This is a genomic window from Rummeliibacillus sp. TYF-LIM-RU47, assembly GCF_008638315.1.
Lineage (GTDB): Bacteria > Bacillota > Bacilli > Bacillales_A > Planococcaceae > Rummeliibacillus > Rummeliibacillus stabekisii.
In genome coordinates this window covers 2,145,453-2,172,422 of sequence record NZ_VVIR01000001.1, presented here as the reverse complement: position 1 = coordinate 2,172,422, position 26,970 = coordinate 2,145,453, and the positions used below count along the sequence as shown (strand labels likewise).

General features: G+C 37.9%; 25 protein-coding genes and 1 other annotated feature. Of the genes, 13 read left to right on the top strand and 12 right to left on the bottom strand.

From position 1 onward, the window contains the following. Positions 1 to 179: 179 nt before the first annotated feature. The 3 genes from murC to F0527_RS10910 all read left to right on the top strand — a co-directional run bounded on the left by murC (position 180) and on the right by F0527_RS10910 (position 2,721). A complete protein-coding gene (murC, locus tag F0527_RS10920) occupies positions 180 to 1,484 on the top strand; it encodes a UDP-N-acetylmuramate--L-alanine ligase (protein WP_150284832.1) in 1,305 nt (434 codons plus the stop codon). A 213-nt stretch (positions 1,485 to 1,697) separates the two neighbouring features. Further along, positions 1,698 to 2,159 carry a DUF948 domain-containing protein gene (locus tag F0527_RS10915; RefSeq protein ID WP_147196039.1) on the top strand — a complete coding sequence of 154 codons (462 nt, stop codon included), beginning with the start codon at positions 1,698 to 1,700 and terminating at the stop codon, positions 2,157 to 2,159. A 16-nt stretch (positions 2,160 to 2,175) separates the two neighbouring features. Then, positions 2,176 to 2,721, top strand: coding sequence for a YtxH domain-containing protein (locus F0527_RS10910; protein ID WP_066788967.1), 546 nt, complete (start codon positions 2,176 to 2,178; stop codon positions 2,719 to 2,721). Between the two features lie 51 nt (positions 2,722 to 2,772). Here F0527_RS10910 and pilM read toward each other — a convergent pair whose 3' ends face one another. After that, positions 2,773 to 4,923: a pilus assembly protein PilM gene (gene pilM / locus F0527_RS10905; RefSeq protein ID WP_150284831.1), complete on the bottom strand. Its 2,151-nt coding sequence runs from the start codon at positions 4,921 to 4,923 to the stop codon at positions 2,773 to 2,775. A gap of 181 nt (positions 4,924 to 5,104) precedes the next feature. On the opposite strand from pilM, the gene F0527_RS10900 reads away from it, so the two are divergent. Together F0527_RS10900 and ccpA are read left to right on the top strand one after the other, a co-directional pair. Continuing rightward, positions 5,105 to 6,190 (top strand): bifunctional 3-deoxy-7-phosphoheptulonate synthase/chorismate mutase, encoded by a 1,086-nt coding sequence (locus tag F0527_RS10900; protein WP_150284830.1) that lies wholly within the window; start codon positions 5,105 to 5,107, stop codon positions 6,188 to 6,190. A 292-nt stretch (positions 6,191 to 6,482) separates the two neighbouring features. After that, positions 6,483 to 7,481, top strand: coding sequence for a catabolite control protein A (gene ccpA / locus F0527_RS10895; protein ID WP_150284829.1), 999 nt, complete (start codon positions 6,483 to 6,485; stop codon positions 7,479 to 7,481). Between the two features lie 53 nt (positions 7,482 to 7,534). Here the strand turns inward: ccpA and F0527_RS10890 are convergent, their stop codons facing one another. The 4 genes from F0527_RS10890 to F0527_RS10875 all read right to left on the bottom strand — a co-directional run bounded on the left by F0527_RS10890 (position 7,535) and on the right by F0527_RS10875 (position 12,961). Beyond that, entirely contained in the window at positions 7,535 to 8,698 is a 1,164-nt protein-coding gene (locus tag F0527_RS10890) for an acetoin utilization protein AcuC (protein ID WP_150284968.1), read from the bottom strand. Continuing rightward, the gene (locus F0527_RS10885; RefSeq protein ID WP_150284828.1) at positions 8,695 to 9,345 is read right to left on the bottom strand and encodes an acetoin utilization AcuB family protein; all 651 of its coding nucleotides are present in this window, start codon (positions 9,343 to 9,345) and stop codon (positions 8,695 to 8,697) included. The genes F0527_RS10890 and F0527_RS10885 overlap by 4 nt, the downstream gene beginning before the upstream one ends. A 19-nt stretch (positions 9,346 to 9,364) precedes the next feature. Beyond that, complete coding sequence (locus tag F0527_RS10880; RefSeq protein WP_150284827.1) at positions 9,365 to 9,997, bottom strand: GNAT family N-acetyltransferase; 633 nt, start codon at positions 9,995 to 9,997, stop codon at positions 9,365 to 9,367. A gap of 291 nt (positions 9,998 to 10,288) precedes the next feature. After that, entirely contained in the window at positions 10,289 to 12,961 is a 2,673-nt protein-coding gene (locus F0527_RS10875) for a transglycosylase domain-containing protein (protein WP_150284826.1), read from the bottom strand. 462 nt (positions 12,962 to 13,423) lie between these two features. After that, positions 13,424 to 13,624, top strand: a binding site (T-box leader). A 45-nt stretch (positions 13,625 to 13,669) separates the two neighbouring features. Here F0527_RS10875 and tyrS point away from each other — a divergent pair. Continuing rightward, positions 13,670 to 14,941 carry a tyrosine--tRNA ligase gene (gene tyrS, locus F0527_RS10870; RefSeq protein ID WP_150284825.1) on the top strand — a complete coding sequence of 424 codons (1,272 nt, stop codon included), beginning with the start codon at positions 13,670 to 13,672 and terminating at the stop codon, positions 14,939 to 14,941. Between the two features lie 121 nt (positions 14,942 to 15,062). Here tyrS and F0527_RS10865 read toward each other — a convergent pair whose 3' ends face one another. Next, positions 15,063 to 15,317, bottom strand: coding sequence for a glutaredoxin family protein (locus F0527_RS10865; protein WP_335340624.1), 255 nt, complete (start codon positions 15,315 to 15,317; stop codon positions 15,063 to 15,065). 151 nt (positions 15,318 to 15,468) lie between these two features. Here F0527_RS10865 and F0527_RS10860 point away from each other — a divergent pair, with 151 nt between their 5' ends. From F0527_RS10860 to F0527_RS10850, 3 genes are all read left to right on the top strand, one after another. Next, a complete protein-coding gene (locus F0527_RS10860) occupies positions 15,469 to 15,732 on the top strand; it encodes a metal-sensitive transcriptional regulator (protein WP_150284824.1) in 264 nt (87 codons plus the stop codon). A 16-nt stretch (positions 15,733 to 15,748) separates the two neighbouring features. Continuing rightward, positions 15,749 to 16,045 carry a rhodanese-like domain-containing protein gene (locus F0527_RS10855; protein WP_066788941.1) on the top strand — a complete coding sequence of 99 codons (297 nt, stop codon included), beginning with the start codon at positions 15,749 to 15,751 and terminating at the stop codon, positions 16,043 to 16,045. 81 nt (positions 16,046 to 16,126) lie between these two features. Further along, positions 16,127 to 16,903 carry a sulfite exporter TauE/SafE family protein gene (locus F0527_RS10850; protein ID WP_150284823.1) on the top strand — a complete coding sequence of 259 codons (777 nt, stop codon included), beginning with the start codon at positions 16,127 to 16,129 and terminating at the stop codon, positions 16,901 to 16,903. A gap of 56 nt (positions 16,904 to 16,959) precedes the next feature. On the opposite strand, the gene F0527_RS10845 is transcribed toward F0527_RS10850, so the two are convergent. The 4 genes from F0527_RS10845 to rpsD all read right to left on the bottom strand — a co-directional run bounded on the left by F0527_RS10845 (position 16,960) and on the right by rpsD (position 19,086). After that, on the bottom strand, positions 16,960 to 17,274 hold the full coding sequence (locus F0527_RS10845; RefSeq protein WP_223823562.1) for a CotD family spore coat protein: 315 nt from the start codon (positions 17,272 to 17,274) through the stop codon (positions 16,960 to 16,962). Positions 17,275 to 17,444: 170 nt separating this feature from the next. Next, a complete protein-coding gene (locus tag F0527_RS10840; protein WP_223823561.1) occupies positions 17,445 to 17,702 on the bottom strand; it encodes a transporter suffix domain-containing protein in 258 nt (85 codons plus the stop codon). A 130-nt stretch (positions 17,703 to 17,832) separates the two neighbouring features. Beyond that, complete coding sequence (locus F0527_RS10835) at positions 17,833 to 18,342, bottom strand: DUF3231 family protein (RefSeq protein ID WP_150284822.1); 510 nt, start codon at positions 18,340 to 18,342, stop codon at positions 17,833 to 17,835. A 141-nt stretch (positions 18,343 to 18,483) separates the two neighbouring features. After that, on the bottom strand, positions 18,484 to 19,086 hold the full coding sequence (gene rpsD / locus F0527_RS10830) for a 30S ribosomal protein S4 (RefSeq protein ID WP_066788927.1): 603 nt from the start codon (positions 19,084 to 19,086) through the stop codon (positions 18,484 to 18,486). A 392-nt stretch (positions 19,087 to 19,478) separates the two neighbouring features. Between rpsD and F0527_RS10825 the strand changes: the two genes are divergently transcribed. Next, positions 19,479 to 21,347: a sensor domain-containing diguanylate cyclase gene (locus F0527_RS10825; RefSeq protein WP_190323440.1), complete on the top strand. Its 1,869-nt coding sequence runs from the start codon at positions 19,479 to 19,481 to the stop codon at positions 21,345 to 21,347. Between the two features lie 14 nt (positions 21,348 to 21,361). Here F0527_RS10825 and F0527_RS10820 read toward each other — a convergent pair whose 3' ends face one another. Further along, positions 21,362 to 21,847 (bottom strand): GAF domain-containing protein, encoded by a 486-nt coding sequence (locus F0527_RS10820; RefSeq protein WP_150284820.1) that lies wholly within the window; start codon positions 21,845 to 21,847, stop codon positions 21,362 to 21,364. 18 nt (positions 21,848 to 21,865) lie between these two features. Beyond that, entirely contained in the window at positions 21,866 to 22,660 is a 795-nt protein-coding gene (hisJ, locus tag F0527_RS10815) for a histidinol-phosphatase HisJ (protein WP_150284819.1), read from the bottom strand. Positions 22,661 to 22,805: 145 nt separating this feature from the next. Here hisJ and ezrA point away from each other — a divergent pair, with 145 nt between their 5' ends. From ezrA to thiI, 3 genes are all read left to right on the top strand, one after another. Then, positions 22,806 to 24,491, top strand: a complete 1,686-nt coding sequence (gene ezrA, locus F0527_RS10810) for a septation ring formation regulator EzrA (protein WP_150284818.1) — start codon at positions 22,806 to 22,808, stop codon at positions 24,489 to 24,491. 84 nt (positions 24,492 to 24,575) lie between these two features. After that, entirely contained in the window at positions 24,576 to 25,712 is a 1,137-nt protein-coding gene (locus tag F0527_RS10805; RefSeq protein WP_150284817.1) for a cysteine desulfurase family protein, read from the top strand. Between the two features lie 4 nt (positions 25,713 to 25,716). Further along, entirely contained in the window at positions 25,717 to 26,919 is a 1,203-nt protein-coding gene (gene thiI, locus F0527_RS10800; protein WP_150284816.1) for a tRNA uracil 4-sulfurtransferase ThiI, read from the top strand. Positions 26,920 to 26,970: the final 51 nt, after the last annotated feature.

Genomic DNA, 26,970 nt, shown 5'->3' with positions numbered 1-26,970 from the left:
GGCATCGACATAAAAAGAGTTATATATATAAGATGGCTGGTTGCTTATTTTAGACTAATCTGCCATCTCTTCATCCTTTATGCTTTTGAAAGGATTGTTGAATGACATGAAATTTATAGCGAGCCGTTACAGAGATTTGATTATTCAAGGGTAAGGAGACTTTCCCGGGAGGTTTCAACATGACAGTTTATCATTTTACAGGTATTAAAGGTTCAGGAATGAGTTCACTTGCACAAATATTATTCGATTCAGGTGAATCTGTGCAAGGGTCTGATATTGAAAAACATTTCTTTACAGAAGAACCGCTAAGAAAACGAAATATTACAATTTTGCCGTTTGACCCTGATAATATTAAGGAAGGGATGACTATTATTGCTGGAAATGCTTTCCCAGATAGCCATCCGGAAATTATACGGGCAAAGGAAATGAACTTGGAAGTTATACGCTACCATACATTTTTGGGCGAATATTTGGAAAAATTTACTTCCATTGCTATTACGGGAGCTCATGGTAAAACATCAACAACCGGTTTAATGGCTCATGTACTGGAAGGAGCTACTCCTACATCCTTTCTTATAGGAGACGGTACTGGTGGAGGAATGAAAGATGCTAAGAACTTTGTTATGGAAGCCTGTGAATATAGGCGCCATTTCCTAGCTTATCATCCCGATTATGCAGTAATGACAAATATAGATTTCGATCATCCAGATTATTATAAGGATATTGATGATGTATTTAGTGCATTCCAATCCATGGCATTGCAAGTGAAAAAGGCGATTGTCGCTTGTGGTGACGATGAGTACTTACAAAAAATTCAAGCCAATGTTCCAGTTGTATATTATGGTTTTGGCTCTCAAAATGACTTTGAAGCACGCAATGTAGAAAAAACAACAGAAGGTACATCTTTTGAGGTGTATGTTCGCAATGAATACTATAGTAAATTCTTCATTCCAATGTACGGAGATCATACAATCTTAAATACATTGGCTGTTATTTCGCTTTGCCATTATGAAGGTATTCCAGCAGCCCTTATTCAAGAGAGACTGCATACGTATCATGGAGTAAAACGCCGCTTTACTGAAACAGAACGAGGAAGCCGCATATTAATCGATGACTATGCGCATCATCCAACTGAGATTAGTGCGACCATAGAATCAGCCCGCCAGAAGTACCCTAATAAAGAGCTGATTGCAATTTTCCAACCTCATACGTTTACACGTACGCAAGCTTTCTTAAAGAATTTTGCTGATAGCTTAAGCGGGGCAGATTGTGTTTATTTGTGCGATATTTTTGGCTCGGCTCGTGAAAAGGGAGGCGCCTTATCAATTGAGGATTTGGCGAATTTAATTGAGGAAAGCCATTTGTTAAACAAAGAAAACATCAACGAATTGTTAAGCCATGAAAATGCGGTATTTTTATTTATGGGAGCTGGAGATATACATAAATTCCAGACCGCATTTGAAGAACTTTTACAAGAAGCATAGTAAAGAAAACTGCAGTACAGACTTTTCTGTTTCTGCGGTTTTTTTATGGTTAAAAGCGGTTATATATAAGGCAATTGGCTCTTTTATCAGCTTAGTTAGAGTTTTAACTGGCAGGAGTTCAAGAAAGTTTGTAGAATGTAATTAGGTAAGTGATGTTTAAATACACTTATTTTGTGGAAAAATCCAATATATACAGAAATGGAGGGTTTAAAAATGATTGTCATTTTATACATCGCTGCGTTGCTAGTGGGAATAGGAATTCTTATTTTGTGCATTAGTTTAGCTAAGACACTAGGCGCCTTGAAGAAAACAATGGATCATGTTGCTGGTACAATGGCTGGCATCGAAGGACAAATGCAAGGCATTACACGAGAAACTACAAACCTACTAGAAAAAACAAATCTACTTGCTGCTGATATTCAAGTGAAATCACAAGAATTGAATTCAGTTGTAACAGCAGTTAAAGGATTTGGAGATTCAGTGAAGGGGTTAAGTGATTCAGTTAAACATGTCACTTCTTCTGTTAACACGAATGTCTCTAGAAATAGTGAGCAAATCGCACAAGTGATTCAATGGGGAAATGCTGTTTTAGGCATTCGTGCACAAATGAAAAAGCAAAAAGCTGCGAATACCATCTATGATGATGCAGCAACAAGTAATAATCGTAATATCTAAAAGGGGGCTACTTTTGATGGAACAAAAACCAAATTATGGCGACGTAAGAAAAATAGGTTATGAGAATCAGGATCAAACATATTTGCCAAAACCCTATGAATCACGTTCGGACGCTTTATACGCGGTAGATGAAGACAGCGTCAATATGAAAGACTTTGTCATCGGTGCTTTTGTCGGCGGTATTGTAGGGGCTGCAGCAGCTTTATTCTTAGCTCCAAAAGCAGGTAAAGAGCTTCGCAACGATGTAGTAGTACAAGCAGGTCAATTAAAAGAAAAAAGTGCTGGCATTACAAACTCTGCAAAAGAAAAAACAGCAGAGATTTCTAAAAAAGTCCAAGTGCAATCTGGCCAATTGGTTGATAAGGTGAAATCATTGAAACCAGCTGCTACTCCGCCGCTTGATGATGGAACTGTTTCTTCAGAAGGTGAAGAGCCGCTTGATATTATGGAAACAATGGAGAAAACAATTGCTGAGTATGAATCAGAAAACAATGAACCTACGGCAGTAAGCAATGCTGTAGAAGAAGCAATGTCAGCAATAGAAGAATCTCAGAAAAAATAAAAAATGCGCCAGAGTTAATTACTCTGGCGTATTTTTTATGCTTTAGGTTTTTTAATTCACAGCAGGAACTAACTGAATTGATAATTGATCTCCCCCAAATATCTCTGCTTCTACCGTAGAAGGTTGGTTATTTCGAAGAAGTGTAAATGTGCCCTTGAATTGATCGGGCATTTTCCAATCAGCATATCGAAATACATCACGGAATTTAAAGGAGTCAAGTTGGATAGCTTTTAACTCTACATGATCGTTTCTATTTAATTGTGTTGTAAAGGGAACGGGTTCACCATTAACGATAGCTTGATAGCATTCTTTTTCTAATCGTACTTCTTTCTGTTGAAAGGATACAGTTATCTGTTTAGCAGACAGAAGATTCATCTGCGCCATTACAGTTTGTACCGAGGGATACTCTCCCTTCTTAATATCAATCACATCACCGTCTTTCACTTTAGACTGGATCGATGCAGGGAGATTGTTGACTAAAATTGAACCTTCAGCATTTTGGATAGTATAGGATTGTCCATCCAATGAAATAGGGAATGGCTCTAGCCGTTGGACGAGATGACTTTGTCCTGTTAGTCGTAAACACTCTTCTATTGTATGGGAATGGTCAAATACCAAAACATCTCCATCTGATAGGCTTGCAGCGACATCTGCGTTTTGTGTATTTAATCTAATGCTTGGCTCGATTTGATGCAAACTATCATTTATAGTTATTTTCGCTGGACCGTTATACTCGATAATATCTGCAATGGTAGCAGTACCGGCTTCTCCATCTTTACCTTCAATTAAATATATAGTATCACCATTTTTAATTGGTTTTTTGATACTCGCTTTTTCGTTATTTACAAAGATCTCAGTCGGTTCGCCGTGACCGCCGGGTACAAATATATCCTGTCCATTCACATTGACGCACATGGCTAGTCCAGGCTTACCATATAGTCGATTAATATTGATATTGGCGGATAGCAAGGCATCTGCAACGGTCATTTCTTTTAGCTCAAATAAACGGACTGTTTGCTGATTCACTTCGACAGACATGTACTTGATCGGTGTATTTTTTGCTGCCATCGCAATACCAATAGGTGTCACTAGCTCAGGTGAAGCCGACACATGTTCTTCAAATGTCAACTTTTGAATCGCATCAATTCCACGAACAGCAGCACGATTAGAAGGAATCTGTAGGAATTTGCAGATTTCAGTCGTGATCTCGGGTGTCAGGCTTCCACCCCCTACCAGAAGTATTGCTTTTGGGGCAGTATGATTATTTAAATGAAAAATCTCTTGGCCAATAGCTTCCGCAAGCGATGTGACAGCAGGGCGCAAGATATCAACAATTTCTTCTTTCGGATAGCTTTGCTCAAAACCAAGAATATCAGCAATCAGCACTTCTTCCTGTGTTGATAGGGCTCTTTTCACTTCTTCTGCAACAGGGAAATCCAGTATATAATGATCGCTTAAGGCTTCTGTAATCTCATCTCCGGCGGTTGGTACCATGCCATATGCTACAACAGTGCCTTTATTTGTGATAGCGATATCAGAAGTGCCTGCTCCTATATCAACCAATGCAATATTTAATCGACGCATTGTAGAGGGGATTAGCGCATTGATAGCTGCAATCGGTTCTAACGTAAGGCCTTCCATTTCTAAATCTGCGCGCTTTAAAGCAGCAATTAACGATTCGACTACGACTCTAGGAAGGAAAGTCGCAATGACTTCTACCTCTGCCTCTTCTCCTTGCTGATCTAGGAGGCTACCAATTTCTTGGCCATCTAAGCGATAGTATAAAACAGAGTAACCTACGCAATAATAATGACTGCCTCTCTTTTGTTCTTTATGCTCTAGTAACTGCCGGCTTGCTAATTGTACAGCTGCTAATTCAAGACGATGAATATCATCTTCTGTAAGAGGCTGACGGTTGATTAAATTAAGCTTTGTTGATGCCTGCTCTGTTTTTAAGGCTCGTCCTGCTGCAGCTACACTTACTTTAAGAAGAGGACCATGAATTTCCTCTAATTCTTCTTTAATTTCTTTTATAATTGAAGAGACATGAATCACATTATGTATTTGTCCATCTACCATGGCACGTTCCTTATGCTCCTTTGAAATTAAATCAACTACATGGAACTGTTCTCCCTGTTGTTCAAGAATAATGCCGACAACGGAGCGGGTGCCGATATCTAACGCAAAAAATTTACTAAACACATACACACAACCTTTCAAAAAAATGAATATAAGTAAGAATAACTTTATCGCGTTGAAGCGTTAAAGAAAATATGCGTGACATTCATATTAAAAACGATTATAATAATCCTATTATCATAAAATGTATCATAGTTTTCAGACTTCTGAAAGGTCTGGATACACGGGAGAGAGGAGAAACGGCATGAGTCATCAAAATTTAGATCACCTGCGTGACCGCGTTGATGAATTAAACCTTGAGATATTGCGTTTAATCAATGAACGTGCTGAAGTAGTTCAAGAGATTGGAAAAATTAAAGAAAAACAAGGTGTCAACCGTTATGATCCCCTTCGTGAACGGCATATGTTAAATCTATTAAAAGAACATCACGATGGTCCGCTGAGCCAAGGGACTGTTGAACATATCTTTAAGGAAATCTTCAAATCTGCATTGAAACTTCAAGAGACTGATCATAAAAAAGAGCTGTTAGTTTCACGGAAGCAGAAGAAAGAGGATACGATTGTAACGATTAATGGCGAAACGGTCGGCCAGGGCTCACCAACATTCGTATTTGGCCCTTGCGCAGTAGAGTCATATGAACAAACTGCACTTGTGGCAGAGGCAATCAGCCATAAAGGATTAAAATTAATGCGAGGCGGGGCATATAAACCACGTACTTCCCCTTATGATTTCCAAGGGTTAGGCTTAGAAGGGCTAAAAATTCTAAAAGAAGTAGGGGCTAAATATGGTATAGGTGTTGTTTCTGAAATTGTTACGCCAGCACATCTAGATGAAGCACTAGATTATATAGATGTTATTCAAATTGGTGCGCGTAATATGCAAAACTTTGAATTGTTAAAAGCTGCTGGAGAAACGAAGAAACCTGTGTTATTAAAACGCGGTCTTGCCGCTACAATCGATGAATTTATCAATGCAGCTGAATATATTATTTCTAAAGGGAATGATCAAATTATTCTTTGTGAACGCGGTATTCGCACATATGAAAAAGCAACTCGCAACACATTGGATATCTCAGCTGTTCCTATTCTGAAACAGGAAACACATTTACCAGTATTAGTGGATGTTACGCATTCCACTGGGCGACGTGATTTGTTATTGCCTTGCGCAAAAGCTGCTATTGCTATTGGAGCAGATGGTGTTATGGCAGAAGTTCATCCAGATCCCGCTGTTGCTTTGTCAGATTCACAGCAGCAAATGAGTATTCCGCAATTTGATGAATTCTACAATCAAATGCAACAATTCATGAAAAATTACCAAATCGAAAAGTAATATATAGGGGAATGGCAGTCAGTGCCACTCACCTAGATTGGATATAATCTTACCTATTTTCAAAGACAAACGGCGATTCGTTAGTTGAGTCGCCGTTTTTAATTTCTTGAAAAACGTTTTCATTCTATCGTATTATAGAGGGTATAACAAAGTGTAGCATTACATAGCGGAAGAATATTTTGCTTTCACTGTGTATTGGAGGACCCAAACGGGCAGTGATGGGCAGTTGACTTTTTATCAAAACGAAAGGTTATACTGTCTGTTAACACGAGATAAAGAAGGAGGCAAAAAATTGACCGTTACAATATATGATGTAGCACGCGAAGCAAATGTTTCGATGGCTACGGTTTCACGCGTGGTCAATGGCAATCCAAATGTGAAACCCACAACAAGAAAAAAAGTCCTCGATGTAATCGAACGCTTAGAATATAGACCGAACGCAGTAGCGCGAGGATTAGCAAGCAAAAAGACGACAACTGTAGGCGTTATTATCCCTGATATTTCAAATGTTTTCTATGCTGAATTAGCGAGAGGAATAGAAGATATCGCGACTATGTATCGTTATAATATTATCTTATCTAACTCTGATCAAAGGGAAGAGAAGGAGCTGCAGCTGCTAGATAATATGTATGGCAAACAAGTTGATGGGATCGTGATGATGAGCGACCAAGTAAGCGAAGAGCTGCAAAATAAAATGAGCCATTCACCTGTCCCTATCGTACTTGCAGGTACATTAGACGAGATGAAGGAAATAGCATCTGTCAATATTGATTATTTGCAAGCGGCCTATGAAGCGGTGAAACATCTAATCGCCAATGGTAACCGTCGCATCGCCTATATATCTGGTCCTTTCTCTTCAACCATTAATAAAAAATTTAAGTTTGAAGGTTATAAGAAGGCCTTAGAAGAAGAGGGCATTGCTTTAGATGAAGATCTTGTTATTGCAACTGAGGATTCATACGATAGCGGTTTGGAGGATTTTGAAACACTTAGCCAACTAGCTGATCCACCAACTGCCTTTTTCGCTGGAAGCGATGAATTGGCCATTGGCATCATCCATGGAGCACAAGATCTAGGCAAGAGTGTGCCAGAGGACTATGAAGTCATCAGCTTTGAGAATTCAAAACTTGCACGTATGGTAAGGCCACAATTAACTAGTGTTGTTCTTCCTTTGTATGATATCGGAGCTGTATCGATGCGTTTATTAACAAAATACATGAACAAAGAAAATGTAGAAGATGGTCAAGTTATATTGCCATATCGCATGATTGAAAGAAACTCTACTAAATAGTGTGTAAAGAAAAAGACGTCATTCTCTAAGAAAGGGAATGCGTCTTTTTTATATTAATGAGAGTTCTGTTTTGTGCGTATTTGATATAGTGCTTTATCTAATACTTGTTGGTTCTTTTCACTAATTTCAGCTTTGCGTGGAATTGGATCATACATATTTTCGGGATCATCCCAAGTTGGAATAAGGCGTACAGGGGATTCTTTTTGCCACTGGTCAAGCCACGTTTGAGGGATGCTGCCTATCGGTGTACCCTTGTCCGTCATTTCTGTCCAAACCATGGACCAAGCTCTTGGTACTACACGCCAGATATCATATCCTCCACCGCCAACTGCAATCCATTTACCATCACAGAATTCATGTGCAAGTTCATGAGCTAGCTTAGGAATTTCTCTATAGATATTCATTGTGCCGCATAGATGTGTTAATGGGTCAAAATAATGAGCATCTGCTCCATTTTGAGAAAGAATGACATCAGGTTTAAAATAAGCTGTAATTTCCTTTAATGCCGTTTGATAAACATCTAAGAAAGATTCATCCTCAGTGAAGGCGTCTATCGGAAAATTAAAGGATGTCCCATATCCAGGTCCATTGCCACGTTCAGTTACAGCCCCTGTGCCAGGAAACAGGTAGCGCCCCGTTTCATGGATAGAAACTGTACAAACGTTGGGGTCGTCATAAAAGCTCCATTGCACGCCATCTCCATGGTGGGCATCCGTATCTATATATAAAACACGTGCATTATACTTTTGCTGCATATATTTAATAGCGACTGTACTATCATTATAAATGCAAAATCCAGAAGCCCGCCCTTTAAAACCATGATGTAGTCCGCCACCGAGATTAAGGGCGTGCTGTGATTTGCCTTGCATGACAAAGTCGCAGGCTGTCAATGTAGCGCCGACAATTTTAGAACTGGCTTCATGCATATTTTGAAAAATCGGCGTATCTTCTGTTCCGATACCAAAAGGCTCTCCAAGCTTTGCTGTTAGGTGACCATGCCCCGCCATTTTTACGGCTTCAATATAGCGGGAATCATGCCCAAGCAAAAGCTCCTCATCTGTTGCATCGCGAGGTGTTATGATATCCTCGTCATCTAACGCATGAATGCTTCTCAAAAGATCTACTGTAAGTTCAAGCCTCTTCTGATTGAAAGGATGTGTTTCAGAAAATTTATAATCCAACTGTTCAGGTGAGTATACGAACACCGCTTTTTTCATTGGCGAGATTTGGTTGGAACATTGGGCCATAGCACATCAAATCCTTCCTTGCGTAACTCATCAATAATTGGAAGCGGATTCATTATTTTTAGCCGAATAGACAATATTTTATTTTCATCGTCTTTCGAATCCGGATAGATTAAAACACTTAATATACTTGCATGATGATTAGCAAAAATTTTGGTAACTTCGTGTAGCGCGCCAATTCGGTCCTGGACTCGTATCTCCATTTGTGAGCTTGGCTTAGTCGCACCCGTAATTTCAATATAAGTGTAAAGTAAATCTGTTCCTGTAATAATGCCAACCAGTTCTCCTTTGCTGACGATTGGCAAGCAGCCGATGCGATGCTCATAAAGAATGAGGGCTACCTCTTCAACAAAGTCTAGAGGATGCCCAATGATAGGGTTTGTTATCATGATTTGATCCAATGTTCGGTGGTAAAGTGATGTGTCACCATCTTTTAATAGGGAAGAAGGTAATGCATTTTTTAAGTCTCTTTCTGTTACTAGGCCTAAAAGTTTCCCATTCTCATCTACAACTGGCACATGGCGAATCTTTCTTTCTTTCATGAGCTTTGCAGCATCTGCCATCGTGTGAGTAGGCTGTAATGTCAGTACTTGTTTATTCATAATCTCTTCAATTAACATATGGTCACCCCTTTAGGTATCACTTGTTATAGCGATTAATTATGCGTAAGGAATTAAATCTATCAATCGATGTTTGGTCTACACGTTTGCCGATTCGAACCATTAAGCAATTGGCTGGATGTGAGGCAATCTCAGGCTCATCCGTTGCAGCAACCTCTAGCCCACCTGCCTGCATCATTTTAATCATCATGTCGCGGTATTGCCAGATTGTAAGCCCTGTACGCTTTAAATCCCAATGCCAATAATATTCCGTCGTAATGACTATATAATCTTCCATCATATCATCAAGCATCGACACCTGAAGCAGGCTTTTACCGATCCGATTTCCTCGATATTCTGAGGCGACCTCTATGGCGCCTAATTCTATTAAGTTTTCTAAATTGCCTTCGGACCATCTTTCTAATGGATCTGGATGAAGGAATGTGGCGTATGCGATAATTGTATTATCCAACCGAGCAATCATCATTCGGCCCTCTGGTCGTTTCGCTATTTTTATAATAGCAGCAAATTGTTTTTCAGGTGTCCGAAAAGCCGTCAAATCTTGATGGAATGACAGTTTTTGTAATTCCTCTGGCGGGACAGGGCCTTCAATTATAATCTTGCCATGCGTTGTGTCTAGTTCTCTCGCATGATAACGCCGGATGTGTTCCATTCATTCACCACCTTTAGTGAGTTATTATAAGTATTATACATGACTAAAGCAGAAAAAAACGGAGGAATTAAGAATATTGTATGGATGATTGCAGAAAGGGGAATTTGTGCAACCTACAAAAAAGAATTAATATTCTTGTAAAAATGTACTATAATAAAAGATGGTTGGAGGGAGAAAGTTCAACTAAAGGGGTATTTATAGAGCTGGTCTGCATCCGCTTTCTATGGATTCATGAACAGCAAAAAAGCATTTCACCGTATGGGAGCGGTTGAAATGCTTTTTTTTTGCTTTTTAATCATCATCTGGCTCAGTTTTGTGGCCGTCATCTTTTTTGTCGTCTGATGCATTGTTTGAGTTATTTTGATTGTTATTTGACGCATTTTCGTCTTTATCTTTGTCTTTATCTTTATTTGGATTTGTTTGACCCGTTTGATTTGATTGGCTGCTGCCTTGGCCTATAGACTTATCCTCTGAATTGCTAGTAGAGGAGTTGTTATTCTGTTGAGTATTTTGTTTGTTTCGTGTCGTAGACTGTGTTGATTGAGAATTGCTATTTGGCTTGTTTGCTGAGCGATTTTGCGTTTGTGATTTCTTTTCTTTCAATGGTTTAGGTCCATAGACTTTTGAAGGATCCCCACCAAACGGAGCCAGCATATTTTGAATAAATGTATCCGATAAGCGACCACCAGAAAAACCAGTTTCAGCTCCCGGTACCATCACATTTGCATTGAATAAATCGGTTCTCGAGTTTCCAGCACATGCAGATGTAAGAGCATTACCTGTATAGCCACAGAATGTTCGGCTGACAACCCCAGCAGGTTGCTTAAATGTTTTTCCTCCTGCAGTTGCAAGACCTGGGTTTGTATCATACAAGGCATTCATTAGGCGAGCCCATAATAAGTTTACACGTGTACTTGGAATGCCATAAACAGCATTGCCTTGATTTAATGTTTGTGGTTGGTCATAGCCCATCCAAACACCTAAGGAAATATCCGGATTATATCCCACAAACCATACATCATTATAGTTCTGAGAAGTACCTGTTTTAGCCGCAAAGTCCGCTCTGAATTTCAGATTGCTATTGGCTGTTGCTCCGGTACCTGATTTTAATACATCGCGAAGCATATCAGTTGTAATATAGGATGTTTGTTCGTTGAAAACTCTATTAGTTTTTGTTTTATGCTTATACACTACTTTTCCTTGATTATTTACAATTTTGCTGACCATATAGGCATCAACAAATTGGCCGCCATTCGCAAAGGTAGCAAAGGCATTTGTATCTTCTTCAACAGATACACCTTTACTCAGCGCACCTATTGATGTTGCATAGTTTGTATAATCATCTGGAACTAAGCTTGTAAACCCGTTTTTCTTTAATAGTTCTACAGGCTTGCGGTTCATTATTTTTGCATAGAGTCGAATTGCAGGTAAGTTTTGAGAATCCTTTAAAGCTTCTCGAGCTGAAATTAAACCACGCTCATCTGTTTCTGTATAGTTTTTAGGTTCCCATTCTCCCAACTTAAATTTCACATCAGGAACCGGGCTTCCAGCTCCAATCAAGCCATATTGGATTGCAGGTGCGTAAACAAGTAAAGGTTTCATTGTCGAACCATTTGAGCGAGTAGTTTGGGTCGCATGGTTGACCTCTTTAATATTATGATCCCGGCCACCTACAAAGCTTAAAATCTTACCGGTTTTATTCTCAATTACAATACTTCCTACTTGAACAGGATCAGGCGTCGTGCTAACCTTGCCTGTTTCTTGGTCAGTTTGCTGAGTGGTAAGAGTTGGTCCATAATATGGGAAGTTATTTTTAACCTCTTGCATATGGTCATACATCTTTTTGTCTATGGTCGAATAAATTTTATAACCTTTTGAACGTAATTCACGATCAGCTAAAATTTTATATTTTTGCTTTAATTTCTCTTCATTTTTCAAACGGTTAGTATCAATTCCATCCTTTTTCGCTAAGATCCGAGCCATAATTTCTTTTGCTCTATCTTCAATTTCATACGTAACATAAGGATATTTTTCTTCTGCTTGTACTTCAGGCTTCCTAAAGTCTTTCACAATATTATATTTTAATGCTTTTTTGTACTGCTTATCAGTTATATAGCCTGTATCGTTCATTCTGTACAATACAGTTTTCATCCGATTAATACCTAGGCGTAGGTTTTCTTTATCTTTTAACACACCTTTTTGTGTGAATGGTGTATACGCGTAAGGTGATTGTGGAATCCCTGCGATATAAGCTGATTGAGCTAGGTTTAGTTTTTTAGCACTTTTATTAAAAATACCTTGTGCTGCTGTTTCAATGCCGGCAATATTCCGTCCACTGGCATTCCGACCATAAGGAATAACATTCAAATAGGCCTGTAATATTTCATCCTTTGACATAAAGTGTTCTAAACGCATAGCTAATAGTAATTCTTTCGCCTTCCGTTCATAGGACACTTCATTTGTAAGTATTTGGTTTTTGATTAATTGCTGTGTTAGAGTTGAACCGCCTGTTTGGGTAGACGAGTTGCTGACATCTTGAAAAACACCTCGTAATACTGCTTTCGGTACAATTCCATTGTGCTGATAGAAGTATTCATCTTCTGTTGCTAGCACTGCATCAATAACATAAGGAGATATTTTGTCTAGCGTTGTTCTTTGACGCTCAAGGTCAGTCCTCATTTTTCCTAAATATTTATTGCCAGCAAAATAGAGGGTACTCGTCTCCTCATAATTAAAGATTGCTTGTCGCATTTCGCTTTTTGGCATATTCGGCTCATGCTTTACAAGCGAAGCGAAGTAGCCAGCGCCAATCGAGCCGACAAATACCAGCCCCATCACAACAAACAGAATGAAGATCAAAAATAAATTCCAAATGACACTAGAAGTAATACGGAAATACTTCATCCCTGTTTTCTCGGCTAATTGATCGAGCTTTTGATTTATAGTGGCTATCCATTCTTTCATTTTTTCAATCACATGCGACCAATGCTAAAAAATCATATCATTTGTTAGATGATCCACTTTTAGCAAGAGGCCTACCTCCTTTTATAGTATGAATTCCAAAAGAAATGCGCACTACTGCTATAATAGTGCCCATCCAAAGGCTACCTCGGTAGCATCTGTTGTACTAAGAAGTCCAGGTTATAGGCACGATTACATGCTATGATTCTAATGTTTTTGTATAAAAAAGAACATAATAAAGAATACTATTCTTTGTACGTCTGCCTAATGCAGATTGGTGAAGTATCATTTTATATAGTCTATCTCTTTCTTTATGTATTTATACAAATATTTTAGTATACAAGCAATAATCCAAAGTGCTATTTTATAACCTTTTAAAATATTGTCTATTATACCATAAGTCGAATCAACGACAAGATTACTTATTGACAACAACTTAAAATGCAGTAAAATAGTCATTAATATATTCTTGCGATGAAGCATGCCTGAGTAATGGACATATTTCCTGTTTAGAGAGCTAGCGGTTGGTGCAAGCTAGTCATAGTATGGACGTGAATTACACATGGGGAGCAAGAACGCAGCCGCTGCGATAAAGCGATTTAAGCGGAAGATGAAAATCTTCAAGCTGGGTGGTACCGCGTTAAATTAGTAATTAACGTCCCTGCATTTTTAAATGCAGGGGCGTTTTTATTTTTATTAGGAGGGAAAAAGATGACAAATGCACTACTAGAAGACTTACAATGGCGAGGATTGCTATATCAGCAAACAGATGAGGAAGGCATGGAAAAGTTATTGACTGAAGAGAGTGTTTCTCTATATGTAGGCGTTGATCCGACTGCTGACTCGATGCATATCGGCCATATTGTACCTATGTTAACTCTTCGTCGCTTCCAACAAGCTGGACATAGGCCAATATTGGTAGTTGGCGGCGCAACTGGTATGATTGGCGACCCATCCGGAAGACAATCAGAACGTAGTCTTTTGACAGCCGAACAGATTGATAACAACGTAGCAGGGATTAAAAAACAATTAGAACAAATTTTTGACTTCTCTGAAGGTGAAAATGGCGCAAAACTTGTTAATAACTACGATTGGGTTGGAAAATTAAGTACCATTGAATTCTTACGCGACTACGGCAAGTTAATCAACATCAATTACATGCTAAGCAAAGATACTATTGCTTCTCGTTTAGAATCTGGATTGTCATTTACTGAATTTACGTATACCTTGATTCAAGGGTTGGATTTTAACCATTTATATGATCATTACAATGTTAAAATCCAAGTTGGTGGTTCTGATCAATGGGGCAATATTACAACAGGTCTTGAAGTAATTCGTAAAACGCATGACGAAGAAGCAAAAGCGTTCGGTTTTACAATTCCATTAGTAACCAAATCAGATGGAACGAAATTCGGTAAAACAGCAGGGGGAGCGATATGGCTTGATCCTGAAAAAACGTCCCCTTATGAATTTTATCAATTCTGGTTGAATACTGCGGATGCTGATGTGATTAAGTATTTAAAAATCTTTACGTTCCTAAGCAGGGAAGATATTGAATCGCTGGCTGAGAAAGTGGAAACAGAGCCGCATCTACGCGAGGCTCAAAAAACATTGGCTGCGGAAATGACAAAGCTTATCCATGGAGAAGCAGGGTTAGATCAAGCACTTCGCATTACTGCTGCATTGTTCTCTGGTGATTTGAAATCACTTTCAGCAGACGAAATGAAAGTTGCTTTTTCAGGCGTACCATCAGTTGAATTGCAAAAAGAAGAAAAAAATATTGTCGATCTATTAGTCGAAGCAAACATTTCTTCTTCTAAACGCCAAGCACGTGAAGATGTTACAAATGGCGCTATTTCAATTAACGGGGAAAAAGTGAAGGATCTTGATTATGTAGTTGATGCCAAAGATCGTATGGAAGATGCGTTTGCTATCATTCGTAGAGGTAAAAAGAAATATCATATGGTGAAATTTAATAATTAAAAAAAGAAACCGCAATGGGGAAAAGTTCAGTAATTCCCAACATTGCGGTTTTATAATTTTAGAAGTAATGCGTGTAGCTTGATTCAATACATTGTTTAAACTTATTTTTTTGCAAATCTATTTAAGAAAATCTTTTAAATCTGTTAATAATGCGGCTTGCTGTATTCGGATCATATCCTAACACCCATTCACCATTTATAGAAGTCTGTGGTGCTCCTAGTCGACCGGTTTTTTGCATTAAAAATTGTGCCACGTCTGGATCGTTGCCAATGTGGACTTCTTTGTAGGGTAAGTTTTGATCCTGCAAAAAACTTTTCATCAATTCGCAATAACCGCAATTCGATGTAGAGTATATCGTTATATCAAGTTTCATCATATCTTCCTCCCTGATTATACCCTAATAGGTATGTAAACTATACAACATAGGGTATTATAATGCAAGAGGGATAAATCTGTTCTTCTTGATTTGATACCTCTCTGGGTATATTATATAAGCATATGAGTAGAAGTTCCTGTGAGGTGAGTATATGGAATATAATGATCAAATTCGCAACCGTTTAAAAAGGATTGAAGGGCAGCTACGAGGTGTTCTGCGAATGATTGAGGAAGATAAGGATTGTAAGGATGTCATCACGCAACTCTCTGCCTCTCGCTCAGCTATCGACCGTACTATTGGACTGATTGTGAGCACCAACTTAGTGCATTGTATGAAAGAAGAAAAAAATTCAAACGGCAAGGATTCAGAAACGTTGATTAAAGAAGCGGTTGAATTATTAGTAAAAAGCAGATAATAAAGGGGAGATAGTCATGAAAACAATTACACCAAGCGAAGTAGCAAAGAAATTAGCTGAAGGACAAGCACTTTCTCTTATTGATGTACGTGAACCTGAGGAAATAGCTTCTGGGAAAATTAGTACAGCAAAAGAGATTCCGCTAGGCACATTACCAGAAAACCTAAATGAATTAGACAAAAATAAGGAATATATTATGGTCTGCCGTTCAGGCAATCGAAGTGGACAAGCAACTCAATATTTGGAGGAACAGGGATTTCAAGCGGTCAATATGGAAGGCGGAATGTTGGCTTGGGACGGTCCTATTGAATAGCTAGCTATATAGATGAAAATAGGGTATGCAATCCGCGTGCCCTTTTTTGCTTGTAGTTAATATGAGAATAGGAGGGGAAGAATGGGGCTAATCGTTGTATTAATCATACTTGGGATTATCGGTTCGTTTTTTTCAGGGTTAGTAGGTGTCGGTGGGGCCATTGTGATGTACCCTTTATTATTTTTCGTACCACCCTTGCTTGGTTTCGAAAAATTTACTTCGTTAGAAGTATCCGGCTTAACGGCATTTCAAGTATTTTTCTCAACATTGAGCGGTATTTTGACACATAAAAATGATGGTTCCCTGCGAGGCAATCTTATATGGCTAATAGGGCTTCCTGCGTTAGTCAGTGGTTTTATGGGCGGATTAGTCTCCAAGGAAGTACCTGATACATATTTAAATATGTTATATGGCATACTAGCGATTGTTGCAGTATTGATGATGTTTCTTCCTAAGAAGGATGCAGGGGAAAGTGGATGGGCGAAAAATGTGACAGGTGTATTAGCTGTTGCTACAGGTATTATCGTCGGCTTTGTTGCAGGTATGATAGGAGCAGGAGGAGCGTTTCTCTTTGTCCCTCTAATGATTCAAGTTATCCGAATTCCAACACGTACAGCCATGGCGACATCTCTTGCCATAACCTTTTTATCCTCTATAGGCACCATTATTGGGAAAATATTATCACATAGCATTGATTATCGATTGGCCATTTGGCTGGCGATTGCTGGTTTAATTGGTGCGCCTATCGGTGTTCGTATTAGTAAAAAATTATCTGTTCAAAAATTACAGTGGACGTTCGCTGGCCTGCTAATCATAACAGCAGCAAAAATTTGGTGGGATGTACTTTTGAGTGTTTAGTAAAATAATAAAAGCTAAGGCGTTTGTACGCCTTAGCTTTTTTCATTATTCACTGACTAACAGCGACCTCTGTGATGCATTTGGTGTCTTGGATGAGGCATTGGCATAGGGCAAACTGTGTTATTCTCAACGCATTCTTCCACAACAGAATGTGTTTGTGGGAAGTAGTGCTGATTGTTGATTACATGCCGATTAACTGTTGTTACATGTGTTGGATGTATATGTGGTACGACAGTAGGAATAATATTAGTTCTTACAACTTGGCGTGTAGGAGATACCCGCGGCGGATCATATTGTGCAGGTAACATGTGCGGTGGGCAAAATTCTGGCATATTGCAAGGCTGACAATGGTGGGGATGTCTTCTATTCATTCAAATGACCTCCTTTGTGTGTTAAGGTGTGTGTCCTTAATAAGATATGACACTTGAAACTAAACACAGCGGTCATTTGCCTATTGATGCAATGGGTTTTTCCATACTGCAACTTTAATAGCAACCTAATTATGTAAAGAAAATAGAAATTTTTTTGAGTAAGTGATGGGTCATTTATTTCTCTTTGCTTTTTTCCACGTGTTAGGATTTAAATAACTTTTGAATTTTGCTGCTGCCTCTTTACCAACGAGCAAAGCACCGATCCAAAAGATAACTTCCGCAATTATAAGCACGCTAGTTATAATTCCTGCCTTTAACTTTAATGAAATTGGGAAAAATGGAGTTATAACAGGTATTAGCCATAGAACCATAGAGAAGATTAAAAGTCCAATTCCTAGTTTATAAATGAATTTTTTGTCTGTAGGCAATTCAAGAATCCTCCTGTTGTTATAGTTTATGTATAAAACTATAGAGGAGTACTGGTAAAATCACAAGGTTTAATAGTGAAGCTAAAAATGAAGGAAGGCTACCCAGTGTTCATAGGTAGCCTCACTTTTTTTATTCATCTGGATAGTTTAAATGCAATGGCGGCATAATAAGCCAGCCTTTTTCTTTTTCCAATTTGAGCACTTTTCCTGCAAATTGGCCTTTCTTCAGATGGAACTGAGCGTACATCATGGCGATGTCCTCTCTGATAGACATGCCGAGAGCTTGGCTACAAGCCATTAATCCAGCAGCAGTGTCTGCAGCAAGCATTGCACAGATTTCCGGATCGTTAAATTTAGCACCAGCTGGAATATCCTCTAAATTAGCATTTGGTCGTTCAGGTGGTGCTGGAGGAAGGGCAATTCCATTCACTTTCAACAAAGTTTCTAATTGTTCATTTTCTTCTTTACAACATTGAATGGCCTCTTCAAGGAGTTTGCCTAATTCTTTATCGCCTGTATGATTGTATAATGTTTGGTAAGCCGCAATTAAACCATTATTAGTGGCAAAATTCGTCCAAATAGTGATTGCTTCTCCATAATTTAATGGCTGTTCTTTCGGATTTCCGCTTAACATACCCATTCTTAACACTCCACTCGTATTTTAATAATATGACTTAAATAGAATGTGCAAACAAATGGTATTTATACATTGATACTATTTTGGGAACAAAAAAAGCTTGCATCCGCCAATGGGGATACAAGCTTTGATTACAACGAAAGACTATCTTGAGTAGTACTCAACGATAAACGCTTCATTGATTTCAGCAGATAATTCGCTGCGTTCTGGAAGACGTACGAATGTACCTTCTTTTTTGTCAGCATCGAATGAAAGATATTCTGGAACGAAGTTGTTTACTTCGATTGATTCGCTAACGATTGCAAGGTTTTGAGATTTTTCACGAAGAGAAATCACTTGACCTGGTTTAACGCTGTATGAAGGAATATCAACGCGTTTGCCATCAACTAATACGTGACCGTGGTTTACTAATTGGCGAGCAGCACGACGAGTGCGAGCTAAACCAAGACGGTAAACAAGGTTGTCTAAGCGAGTTTCAAGAAGGATCATGAAGTTTTCACCATGAACACCATTCATTTTACCAGCTTTAACAAATAGGTTGTGGAATTGACGTTCGTTCATACCGAACATATGACGAAGTTTTTGTTTTTCTTGTAATTGTAAGCCGTACTCAGACAATTTTTTGCGTTGAGTTGGGCCGTGTTGACCTGGAGCGTATGGACGCTTTTCGATTTCTTTACCTGTACCGCTTAAAGAAATACCTAAGCGACGTGATAGTTTCCAAGATGGACCTGTATAACGAGACATTAATAGTCTCCTCCTTTGGTTTTTTATTTAGCATAAAATAAAAACCAATTGTATTTAGCTCCATTGCCATTTTATTTTCATGTATCTTCGCTCATGCAGCCGAAGAGTTACCAATACACCGTCTATTAAATAGAGGAATAAAATGAACAACCAAACCATACAACCGCTGCGTTTATTTTACACAAAGTATATTGTAGTATTTGGACTGTTTTCTGTCAAGCAAACCAATTAAATATAGTTGAGAAATCCAGTGGCAAAAAATTACACAGTGATTTATAATTGAGATTATCGGAATAAATTATTAATTATTAATAGTTTAATATACTTATTTATTTTATTCGGAAATAGTCATAACTACTTAGATAATGGTCAAAGAAAAAGGTGATATAATATTGAGAAATCTCCAAATAATACAAAACATTAAAAGCTACCTATTGGATTTTTGGATTGCTCATGTAGATCAGTCGTTGACAGATACTGAATATTTGCATGAATTTCAAATGATCGCCAAACAAGAATTTAAAATGAAAAAAGTAGAATATTTAAAGCTAGAACACGGCTTATTATGTCCTTTACCAAATTCAACCTTACAAGCACTTCCGTTTAATTCAATTGCACCTTATGTTGGAGAAACACATCCTTTATCTGACACAAGTGCAAAGTTGATAAATAAAGTACTTAAAATAGATAGTGACGCCATCATCCTAAAAGATGAAAAAGACAATATTTTTGCTTTAATTATTGTTGAAAACACACCCGAGTGGCAATGTTTTGCCTCGACGCCTTACGTAAAAGAATTAGAAACGTTGTTATCAACTCTAATACTGTCTCTTATAAGTAAAGAGAAAAACTTTTATGAAGCAAAATTAAATCGAGAATTATATGAAATGACGGCTATTTTTCATTCCACTATGAATATTAATACGATTTTAGAGGCGATGATTCAAAGCATTAAAAGGACATTTCCACAATTTAAATCAAAATTGATCTTATCGAATGACCAAGACCGTCTACAAATTGAAGATGTAGAGGTATTTGATTATTTATTAGAAAGACCTTCTACGATTGAAGCTTATGTATCAGGAGAGATTACATCGGAGGAAGCCAAGGATATCAACAGCTACTTGCTGAATGTGCCTATTATTGGAAAGCAAGGCATATATGGTGTGCTCCAAATTTTTGCTTCACCTAATTATCATTTTAGCTCAAAAGAAAAGAAATTCTTGTCTCATTTAGCACAGACATCTGGCAATGCTCTAGAAAATGCAAAACTTTATCACCAGTCGCATCGCCTAGTAGCAGATCTGCAGCTAATCAATGAAACATCGCAAAGGTTAAATATGAAGCTTAATAAGGAAGAAATCATTACTTTTTTGACAATGCAACTAAAGAAATCTTTTTTGCCATCAGAAATTTGTTTTGTCTTTAAATCTCATGATGGTTATCAATATATGGGAGATACGGCTGCTTTCTTTTGCGAGGAAAACGCTTCTGTGTACAAAGAGTTTATAGCAACACACTTTGAGAAAAGTATGGAGCCTCTCTTTATAGCTGAGTTTAGCCAAGTGGTGGCAGAAAAGACAAAGTATAATTCAATGATTGTTGTCCCTATTATTATAAATGAGAAGGTACAAGGATATTGTGCAATATTCCATGTGGACTCTTACTATTTCTCATTTGATAGTTATAAACTAATGCAGTCTTTAATTCGGCATTCCTCCTTAGCAATTTCTAATATTCTACTTAGAGAGCAACTCCAGGAAATGATTGATAGAGACCACTTAACAACACTGTATGCTCGTAAATATTTAGAAAGATATATAGAACATTCTATGGAAGTAGATGATTTCGGCGCATTTATTTTATGTGATATTGACGATTTTAAGAAGATAAATGATACGTACGGCCACCAGACAGGTGATGTTACTCTACTTATGATAGCAAAACATCTACAGAGTTTGGTAGAGAACCAAGGTATTTGTGCGCGTTGGGGAGGAGAAGAAATGGCTATTTATTTGCCTAACAAAGGACTTGATGAAACAATGGCTTTAGTTGGCAAGATTATTAATAGCATACCAAAGGTGACTAGCCCTCCAGTTACTATTTCATCAGGTATTGCATTATGGAGAAGCGATGTGCGGTTTACGTACCAACGTGTTTTTAAAAATGCTGATGTGGCTCTTTATGAAGCTAAAAATACAGGGAAAAATAAATATTGCATCTTTCAAGGACCGAATATAAATGAAAAAGCTGATGCTTAAGCATCAGCTTTTTGTTATAGGTGAATATGACGGACTAATACATTAACGAACTGTTCAAGACCAGCTTGATCGTCGTTACTGAATCTATTTTTTATAGGGCTATCAATATCTAACACCCCATAGAGTTCTCCATTAACAATTAGAGGGACAACAATCTCTGATTGCGAAGCACTGTCACAAGCAATATGCCCAGGAAAAGCATTGACATCCTCTACAACTAATGTTTCTCGCGTGGAGGCCGATGTACCACAAACACCTTTGCCAAGCGGGATATGCACACATGCAGGGAGTCCTTGGAAAGGTCCTAGAAGCAATTCATTATTTTTAATAAGATAAAATCCGCACCAATTAATATTATCTAAAAATTGGTTAAGTAAAGCTGAAGCATTGCTTAAATTCGAGATGGAATCCATTTCTCCATCTAATAATGCATCCAATTGCTTAGCTAGTAATTGATATTGGGCTGTAATATCGCCGCTGTAATTTACTTTTTGAAACATTCCTATACCTCCCGTTGTTTAGCGATCAAATGGAAAAAGTCCTTCCTCATAAGGATGCAAATCATCTGGGTGATGGGCATCTGAACCATGAATAATAGGAATTCCTAATGATTTTGCGTATGATATATATGATACGGTTGGATGTGATTCATTGCAATAAAGTTTTGATAGAGTAGCATAATTTACATCCAATTCATAGTTGTGTTTTGCTATGAGTTTTAAAATATCAATTAATTGTTGTTTAAATAGTAGATTTTCTTGTAGCTCATCAGTAGGGAAAAGCAAAGGATTGCTGATTCTCTTTGGTTTATAATTCCCTAAGTTTGATTGGATAGATTTTGTTATGGTTTTATAATATAGGTTGTAAACGGATTGTAGCGTATCCTTTTTTCTTGCGAGACTTGTCAATTGATCAAAAGAATGGTCGACACATGTATAAGATTGACCACACTTGAGGAATCGGACAGTTAACATTGCATCATCGATATGTGGGCCTATAAGGTTTAAAAAACTTGTCGTTTCTCTTTCGTAGTCTTCAAGATAATCTACCTCAAAGCCAATGCGAATATGAATGAGTTCTTTATATTTTTCTTTAAGTCTTTGCATTTCATCCATGTAAACAAGTAAACGTCCTGGGCTCATTGTTCGGCCTTCTTTCGGGCAAAAGTCGACAAAATTTGAAGGCAATGGGGCATGTTCTGTAAAGGTGATATCCTCATAGCCTAATTTAATTGCTTTTTTGATATAATCTTCACAAGGAATTGTAGTGCCATTAAAACAAAAAGGGGTATGAATATGGGCGTCACGTTTCATAAAATCCCTCCATTTTTAAAAAATTAATCGAATTATAGATAAATTAATGAGAAATCATTCATATAGATAAACAAAAAAACAAAAAACATGGTAATATTAAGCTTAATTAGATGCTGAAAAACTGATTAGGGACAGGGGGCTTACGATGAGTTTTTTCATTGCCGCAATCATCGTATTATGTATAATTATAGCAATTGTCTTTATATTTCGTCGAAAACATCGAACTGAAATTCAAAGACTAGAACAAAATAAGCAACAAATTCAAAATAAGCCAGTGCTAGAAGAGTTGATGAAAGTAAAGGCACTCAACATGAATGGTCAAACAGAAGAAATGTTTGAACGTTGGCGAAATAAATGGACAGAGCTCATGGATGTTGAGATGCCGAAAATTGACGAACTGCTCTTTGATGCAGAAGAGCAAGTAGATAAGTTCCGTTTTGGCAAGGCGACAGAAATAGAAAAAGATATCGATTCGCGCATAACTGAGTATGACAATGAAATGGCCATCATCTTGAAAGAGTTGGATGAATTAGTTGGAAGCGAAGAGAAAAATAGAGTTGAGATTGAACAGTTGAAGGAACAATATCGTTCGGCTCGTAAGACTCTCCTTGCCCATCAATATTCATATGGTCCTGCTGCTGTTCCGCTTGAGAAAAGACTAGAAACATTTACTCCACAATTCGAAGAATACGAGGAATTAACGAGCTCAGGAAATTACCTGAAGGCAAGGGAATTAGTTGTGAATTTAAGTAATGAAGGACAACAAACCTTTAAATTGATTAATGAAATCCCAACGCTCCTTACAGAAATTCAACACAAAATTCCATCAGATATTCATGAAATTAGAAATGGGCATCGAGAGATGGAAGACCAATCCTACTTCCTTGTACATTTGGAGATTTTAGACAAGCTAGAGGAAATGGAAAAAAGTTTAGCTGAATTCAAACAAAAAGTAGCTGATTTGGATATTGATAATGTTCAACAGCAAGTAGAAGTAATAAAAGATGAGATTGAATCCTTCTACGATGCATTAGAAAAAGAAGTCATTGGGAAGAAATATGTTGATCTTCATTTTGTCTCTATCGGCGAGCAACTGGAATCAACTTTAAAAGCGACAGAGGAAATGGCTATAGAAGCGGAAGCAGTCCAAAAAAGCTATCGATTGCCTTCACGGGAAGCAGAAATTCCTAAAAACTGCAAACAACAGCTGCTGGCTCTTCAACAACGCTATGACTTTTTAGCTGTAGAGGTACGAGAAGAACAATCTGCTTATTCAAGCATGGAAGAGGTTCTAAAAGAGCTGAAGGAATCAATAGAAAATCTATTCCAAGAACAAAAACAATTTGCTGAACGCATGAACAACCTTCGCATAGATGAAAATAAAGCAAGAGCTACATTGAACAACTTAAGAAAAATGCTGTCTGATACTGAACGAATGATACATAAAGCAAATCTTCCAGGTATTCCGGAGGAAATGGATGCCAGATTAGAAGAAGCTACTGAAAGAATCTTTATTGTGGTCAACAATCTGCAAGAGATCCCTCTTAATATGGAAACGGTTTATAAGAACTTGGAAATTGCAGAAAAATGTATAGAAGAAGTTCGACAAACAGCAGTTGAAATGCTTGAGAATGTTCAATTAATTGAATCAATTATTCAGTATGGCAACCGTTACCGCAAGACAAATCCAGCCATGCATCAACAATTATTAGAAGCTGAAGCAGCATTTCGTGATATGAGGTATGCCAAAGCTCTGGAGACGGCTGCAACTGCCGTAGAAGCGGCTGAGCCAGGGGCTATGAAAAAAATTCAAGTACTTGCCAAGGATTAGGTTTGGCGTTCATAATAGAAATGCATTAAGCCACCGCACAGGTTTTTGTGCAGGTGGTTTTCTTTTGGAAGGAAGGTACCAACAATGATTTATTTAGACCATAGTGCGACAACAAAACCGAATAAATCCGTTTTAGAAACATTTGTCCAAGCCAACGAACGTTATTATGCAAATCCAGCTTCTCTACACCAAATGGGTGTTGAAACAAACACGCTTTTGTCGAGAGCAAGAGAACAAATAGCGGCTATTATAAAAACAGAACCTGAACAAATTATTTTTACCTCTGGTGGAACTGAATCGAACAATTTTGCCATCAAAGGATTAGCAAGAGCTAATAAACACCGTGGCACAAAGATACTAATTTCTGCTATCGAACACGCGTCTGTTGAAGAAAGTGCCAAAGCGCTTGAAAAAGAAGGTTATACAGTAGAAAAAGTTCAAGTAAATGAATACGGTGTTATTTCAATAGAAGACTTAAAAAAGAAATTAACAAAAGATACGGTTATAGTCAGCATCATGCATGTAAATAATGAAATAGGAGCGCTTCAACCTATTTCAGAAATTGCTCGTATTGTGCATGAAAACAGCCGTGCCTTTTTCCATATGGATGCTGTGCAGAGTTTCGGGAAAATTCCTGTTCATTTTGCTGGGGAAGAAGGACCAGATGCTCTTACTGTTTCTGGCCACAAAATTAATGGTTTGAAGGGTACTGGTTTCCTAGCTCTTCGCAAACAAGTAAATATCGAAACAATAATTCATGGCGGCGGGCAAGAAATGGGATTGAGAAGCGGTACGGTGGCGGTACCACAGGCTGTCGCTTTAGCAAAAGCTGTAAGAATGGCGCATGAAACACAACCAGCACAAGAAGAACAATTTAGCCAATGGCGTAATGATTTGCATGCCTTTTTACAACAGTTTCCGTATGTTCGCACTCTATCCTCTAACAAGGGTGCACCACATATAGTAAGCTGTGCTGTACAAGGGCTTCGAGGAGAAATATTAGTCAATGCTATGCAGCATGAAGGGTTTATTATTTCAACATCAAGTGCATGTTCTTCTAAGGATCATAGCATCAGCCATGTAGTTAAGGCCATAGAAATTGATCCTTCCTATGAAAAAGGAGTAATTCGGATAAGCCTTGGTGAAGGTATTACTGAAAAAGATATACAAGCATTCAAAACTGCGTTTAAAAAAGTAATGATGCAAGTAAAGGAGTTTTAAATAGATGAAATGGCATGAAATATTAATAAGATACGGAGAAATTACAACAAAAGGCAAGAACAGAAAATTATTTATTAATCGTCTTAAAGAAAATTTGCGGTATACCTTTGCAGATATCCCAAACATGCGTATCCGTTCTGAAAGAGATCGTATGTATTTGAGCAGTGAGGTAGACACTGAGATGGAGGAAATTCTGAACCGTCTTCCTCATATCTTTGGGATTCACTCCTTTAGCCCTGTAGCAGAATGTGAACCAACAGTTGAAGCTATGAAGGAATTAGCTGTTGAAATCGTACAAGGGTTGGACTACGAAGGAAAAACATTCAAGGTAAATGCAAAACGTTCATTCAAAAACTTTCCTCTAGATACGTATGAATTGCAACAAACAATAGGCAGTCATGTATTAGGCACATTGCCAGGCATGACCGTTCAAATGAAAAAACCGGATATTGAACTGCGAGTAGAGGTACGTGAAAAAGCTGTTTACATGATGGTAGATGTTATTGCAGGTGCAGGTGGTTTGCCTATTGGCTCGAACGGAAAGGCGCTACTACTTCTTTCTGGTGGAATTGACAGCCCTGTTGCAGCTTATTATATGATGAAACGCGGCGTTCGAATTGAAGCCATCCATTTTTTCAGTCCGCCATTTACAAGTGATCAATCATTAACTAAAGTGAAAGAACTATGCGATAAGATTAGCCGTTTTGGCGGTAATATTCGCCTGCATATTATACCTTTTACTGAAACCCAACAAACTATTCAAAATAGTGTGCCTGAAAACGTCACAATGACTTCTACACGCCGAATGATGATGAAAATTGCGGACGAGGTACGAAAAGAAATAGATGCAAAAGCGCTTGTTACAGGCGAAAATTTAGGACAAGTTGCTAGCCAAACGCTAGAAAGTTTAGCTGCCATTAATGATGTAACGACAACACCTATTTTGCGTCCATTAATCACATTTGATAAGTTAGAAATCATCGACGTAGCACAGAAAATCGGTACGTACGATATTTCAATTCGGCCTTATGAAGATTGCTGTACTGTATTTACGCCAGCTAATCCAAAAACAAAGCCGAGAGTTGAAAAAATGAATTACTACGAAAGCTTTACTGATTTCGAAGAAATGATTCAACGTGCTGTGAAAAACCGTGAAATTCACTCATTCCCTAAAACAAAAAGTGATGATTTCTCTGAGTTGTTGTAAGAGGTTTTAATTTTTTTTAAAATACCTTGTATGTTTTTTCGCTTCTGAGAC

What these genes read in the sequence shown, in the direction of transcription:
- murC (WP_150284832.1), top strand. Translation starts at nt 180, where the DNA reads ATGACAGTTTATCATTTTACAGGTATTAAAGGTTCAGGAATGAGTTCA.
- F0527_RS10880 (WP_150284827.1), bottom strand. Translation starts at nt 9,997, where the DNA reads ATGGAACACATCCGGCGTTATCATGCGAGAGAACTAGACACAACGCAT.
- F0527_RS10805 (WP_150284817.1), top strand. Translation starts at nt 24,576, where the DNA reads ATGATTTATTTAGACCATAGTGCGACAACAAAACCGAATAAATCCGTT.
- tyrS (WP_150284825.1), top strand. Translation starts at nt 13,670, where the DNA reads ATGACAAATGCACTACTAGAAGACTTACAATGGCGAGGATTGCTATAT.
- F0527_RS10860 (WP_150284824.1), top strand. Translation starts at nt 15,469, where the DNA reads ATGGAATATAATGATCAAATTCGCAACCGTTTAAAAAGGATTGAAGGG.
- F0527_RS10900 (WP_150284830.1), top strand. Translation starts at nt 5,105, where the DNA reads ATGAGTCATCAAAATTTAGATCACCTGCGTGACCGCGTTGATGAATTA.
- F0527_RS10820 (WP_150284820.1), bottom strand. Translation starts at nt 21,847, where the DNA reads ATGTTTCAAAAAGTAAATTACAGCGGCGATATTACAGCCCAATATCAA.
- F0527_RS10855 (WP_066788941.1), top strand. Translation starts at nt 15,749, where the DNA reads ATGAAAACAATTACACCAAGCGAAGTAGCAAAGAAATTAGCTGAAGGA.
- rpsD (WP_066788927.1), bottom strand. Translation starts at nt 19,086, where the DNA reads ATGTCTCGTTATACAGGTCCATCTTGGAAACTATCACGTCGCTTAGGT.
- ezrA (WP_150284818.1), top strand. Translation starts at nt 22,806, where the DNA reads ATGAGTTTTTTCATTGCCGCAATCATCGTATTATGTATAATTATAGCA.
- F0527_RS10890 (WP_150284968.1), bottom strand. Translation starts at nt 8,698, where the DNA reads ATGAAAAAAGCGGTGTTCGTATACTCACCTGAACAGTTGGATTATAAA.
- F0527_RS10885 (WP_150284828.1), bottom strand. Translation starts at nt 9,345, where the DNA reads ATGTTAATTGAAGAGATTATGAATAAACAAGTACTGACATTACAGCCT.
- F0527_RS10910 (WP_066788967.1), top strand. Translation starts at nt 2,176, where the DNA reads ATGGAACAAAAACCAAATTATGGCGACGTAAGAAAAATAGGTTATGAG.
- thiI (WP_150284816.1), top strand. Translation starts at nt 25,717, where the DNA reads ATGAAATGGCATGAAATATTAATAAGATACGGAGAAATTACAACAAAA.
- hisJ (WP_150284819.1), bottom strand. Translation starts at nt 22,660, where the DNA reads ATGAAACGTGACGCCCATATTCATACCCCTTTTTGTTTTAATGGCACT.
- F0527_RS10835 (WP_150284822.1), bottom strand. Translation starts at nt 18,342, where the DNA reads ATGGGTATGTTAAGCGGAAATCCGAAAGAACAGCCATTAAATTATGGA.
- F0527_RS10845 (WP_223823562.1), bottom strand. Translation starts at nt 17,274, where the DNA reads ATGAATAGAAGACATCCCCACCATTGTCAGCCTTGCAATATGCCAGAA.
- F0527_RS10850 (WP_150284823.1), top strand. Translation starts at nt 16,127, where the DNA reads ATGGGGCTAATCGTTGTATTAATCATACTTGGGATTATCGGTTCGTTT.
- F0527_RS10915 (WP_147196039.1), top strand. Translation starts at nt 1,698, where the DNA reads ATGATTGTCATTTTATACATCGCTGCGTTGCTAGTGGGAATAGGAATT.
- F0527_RS10875 (WP_150284826.1), bottom strand. Translation starts at nt 12,961, where the DNA reads ATGAAAGAATGGATAGCCACTATAAATCAAAAGCTCGATCAATTAGCC.
- F0527_RS10865 (WP_335340624.1), bottom strand. Translation starts at nt 15,317, where the DNA reads ATGATGAAACTTGATATAACGATATACTCTACATCGAATTGCGGTTAT.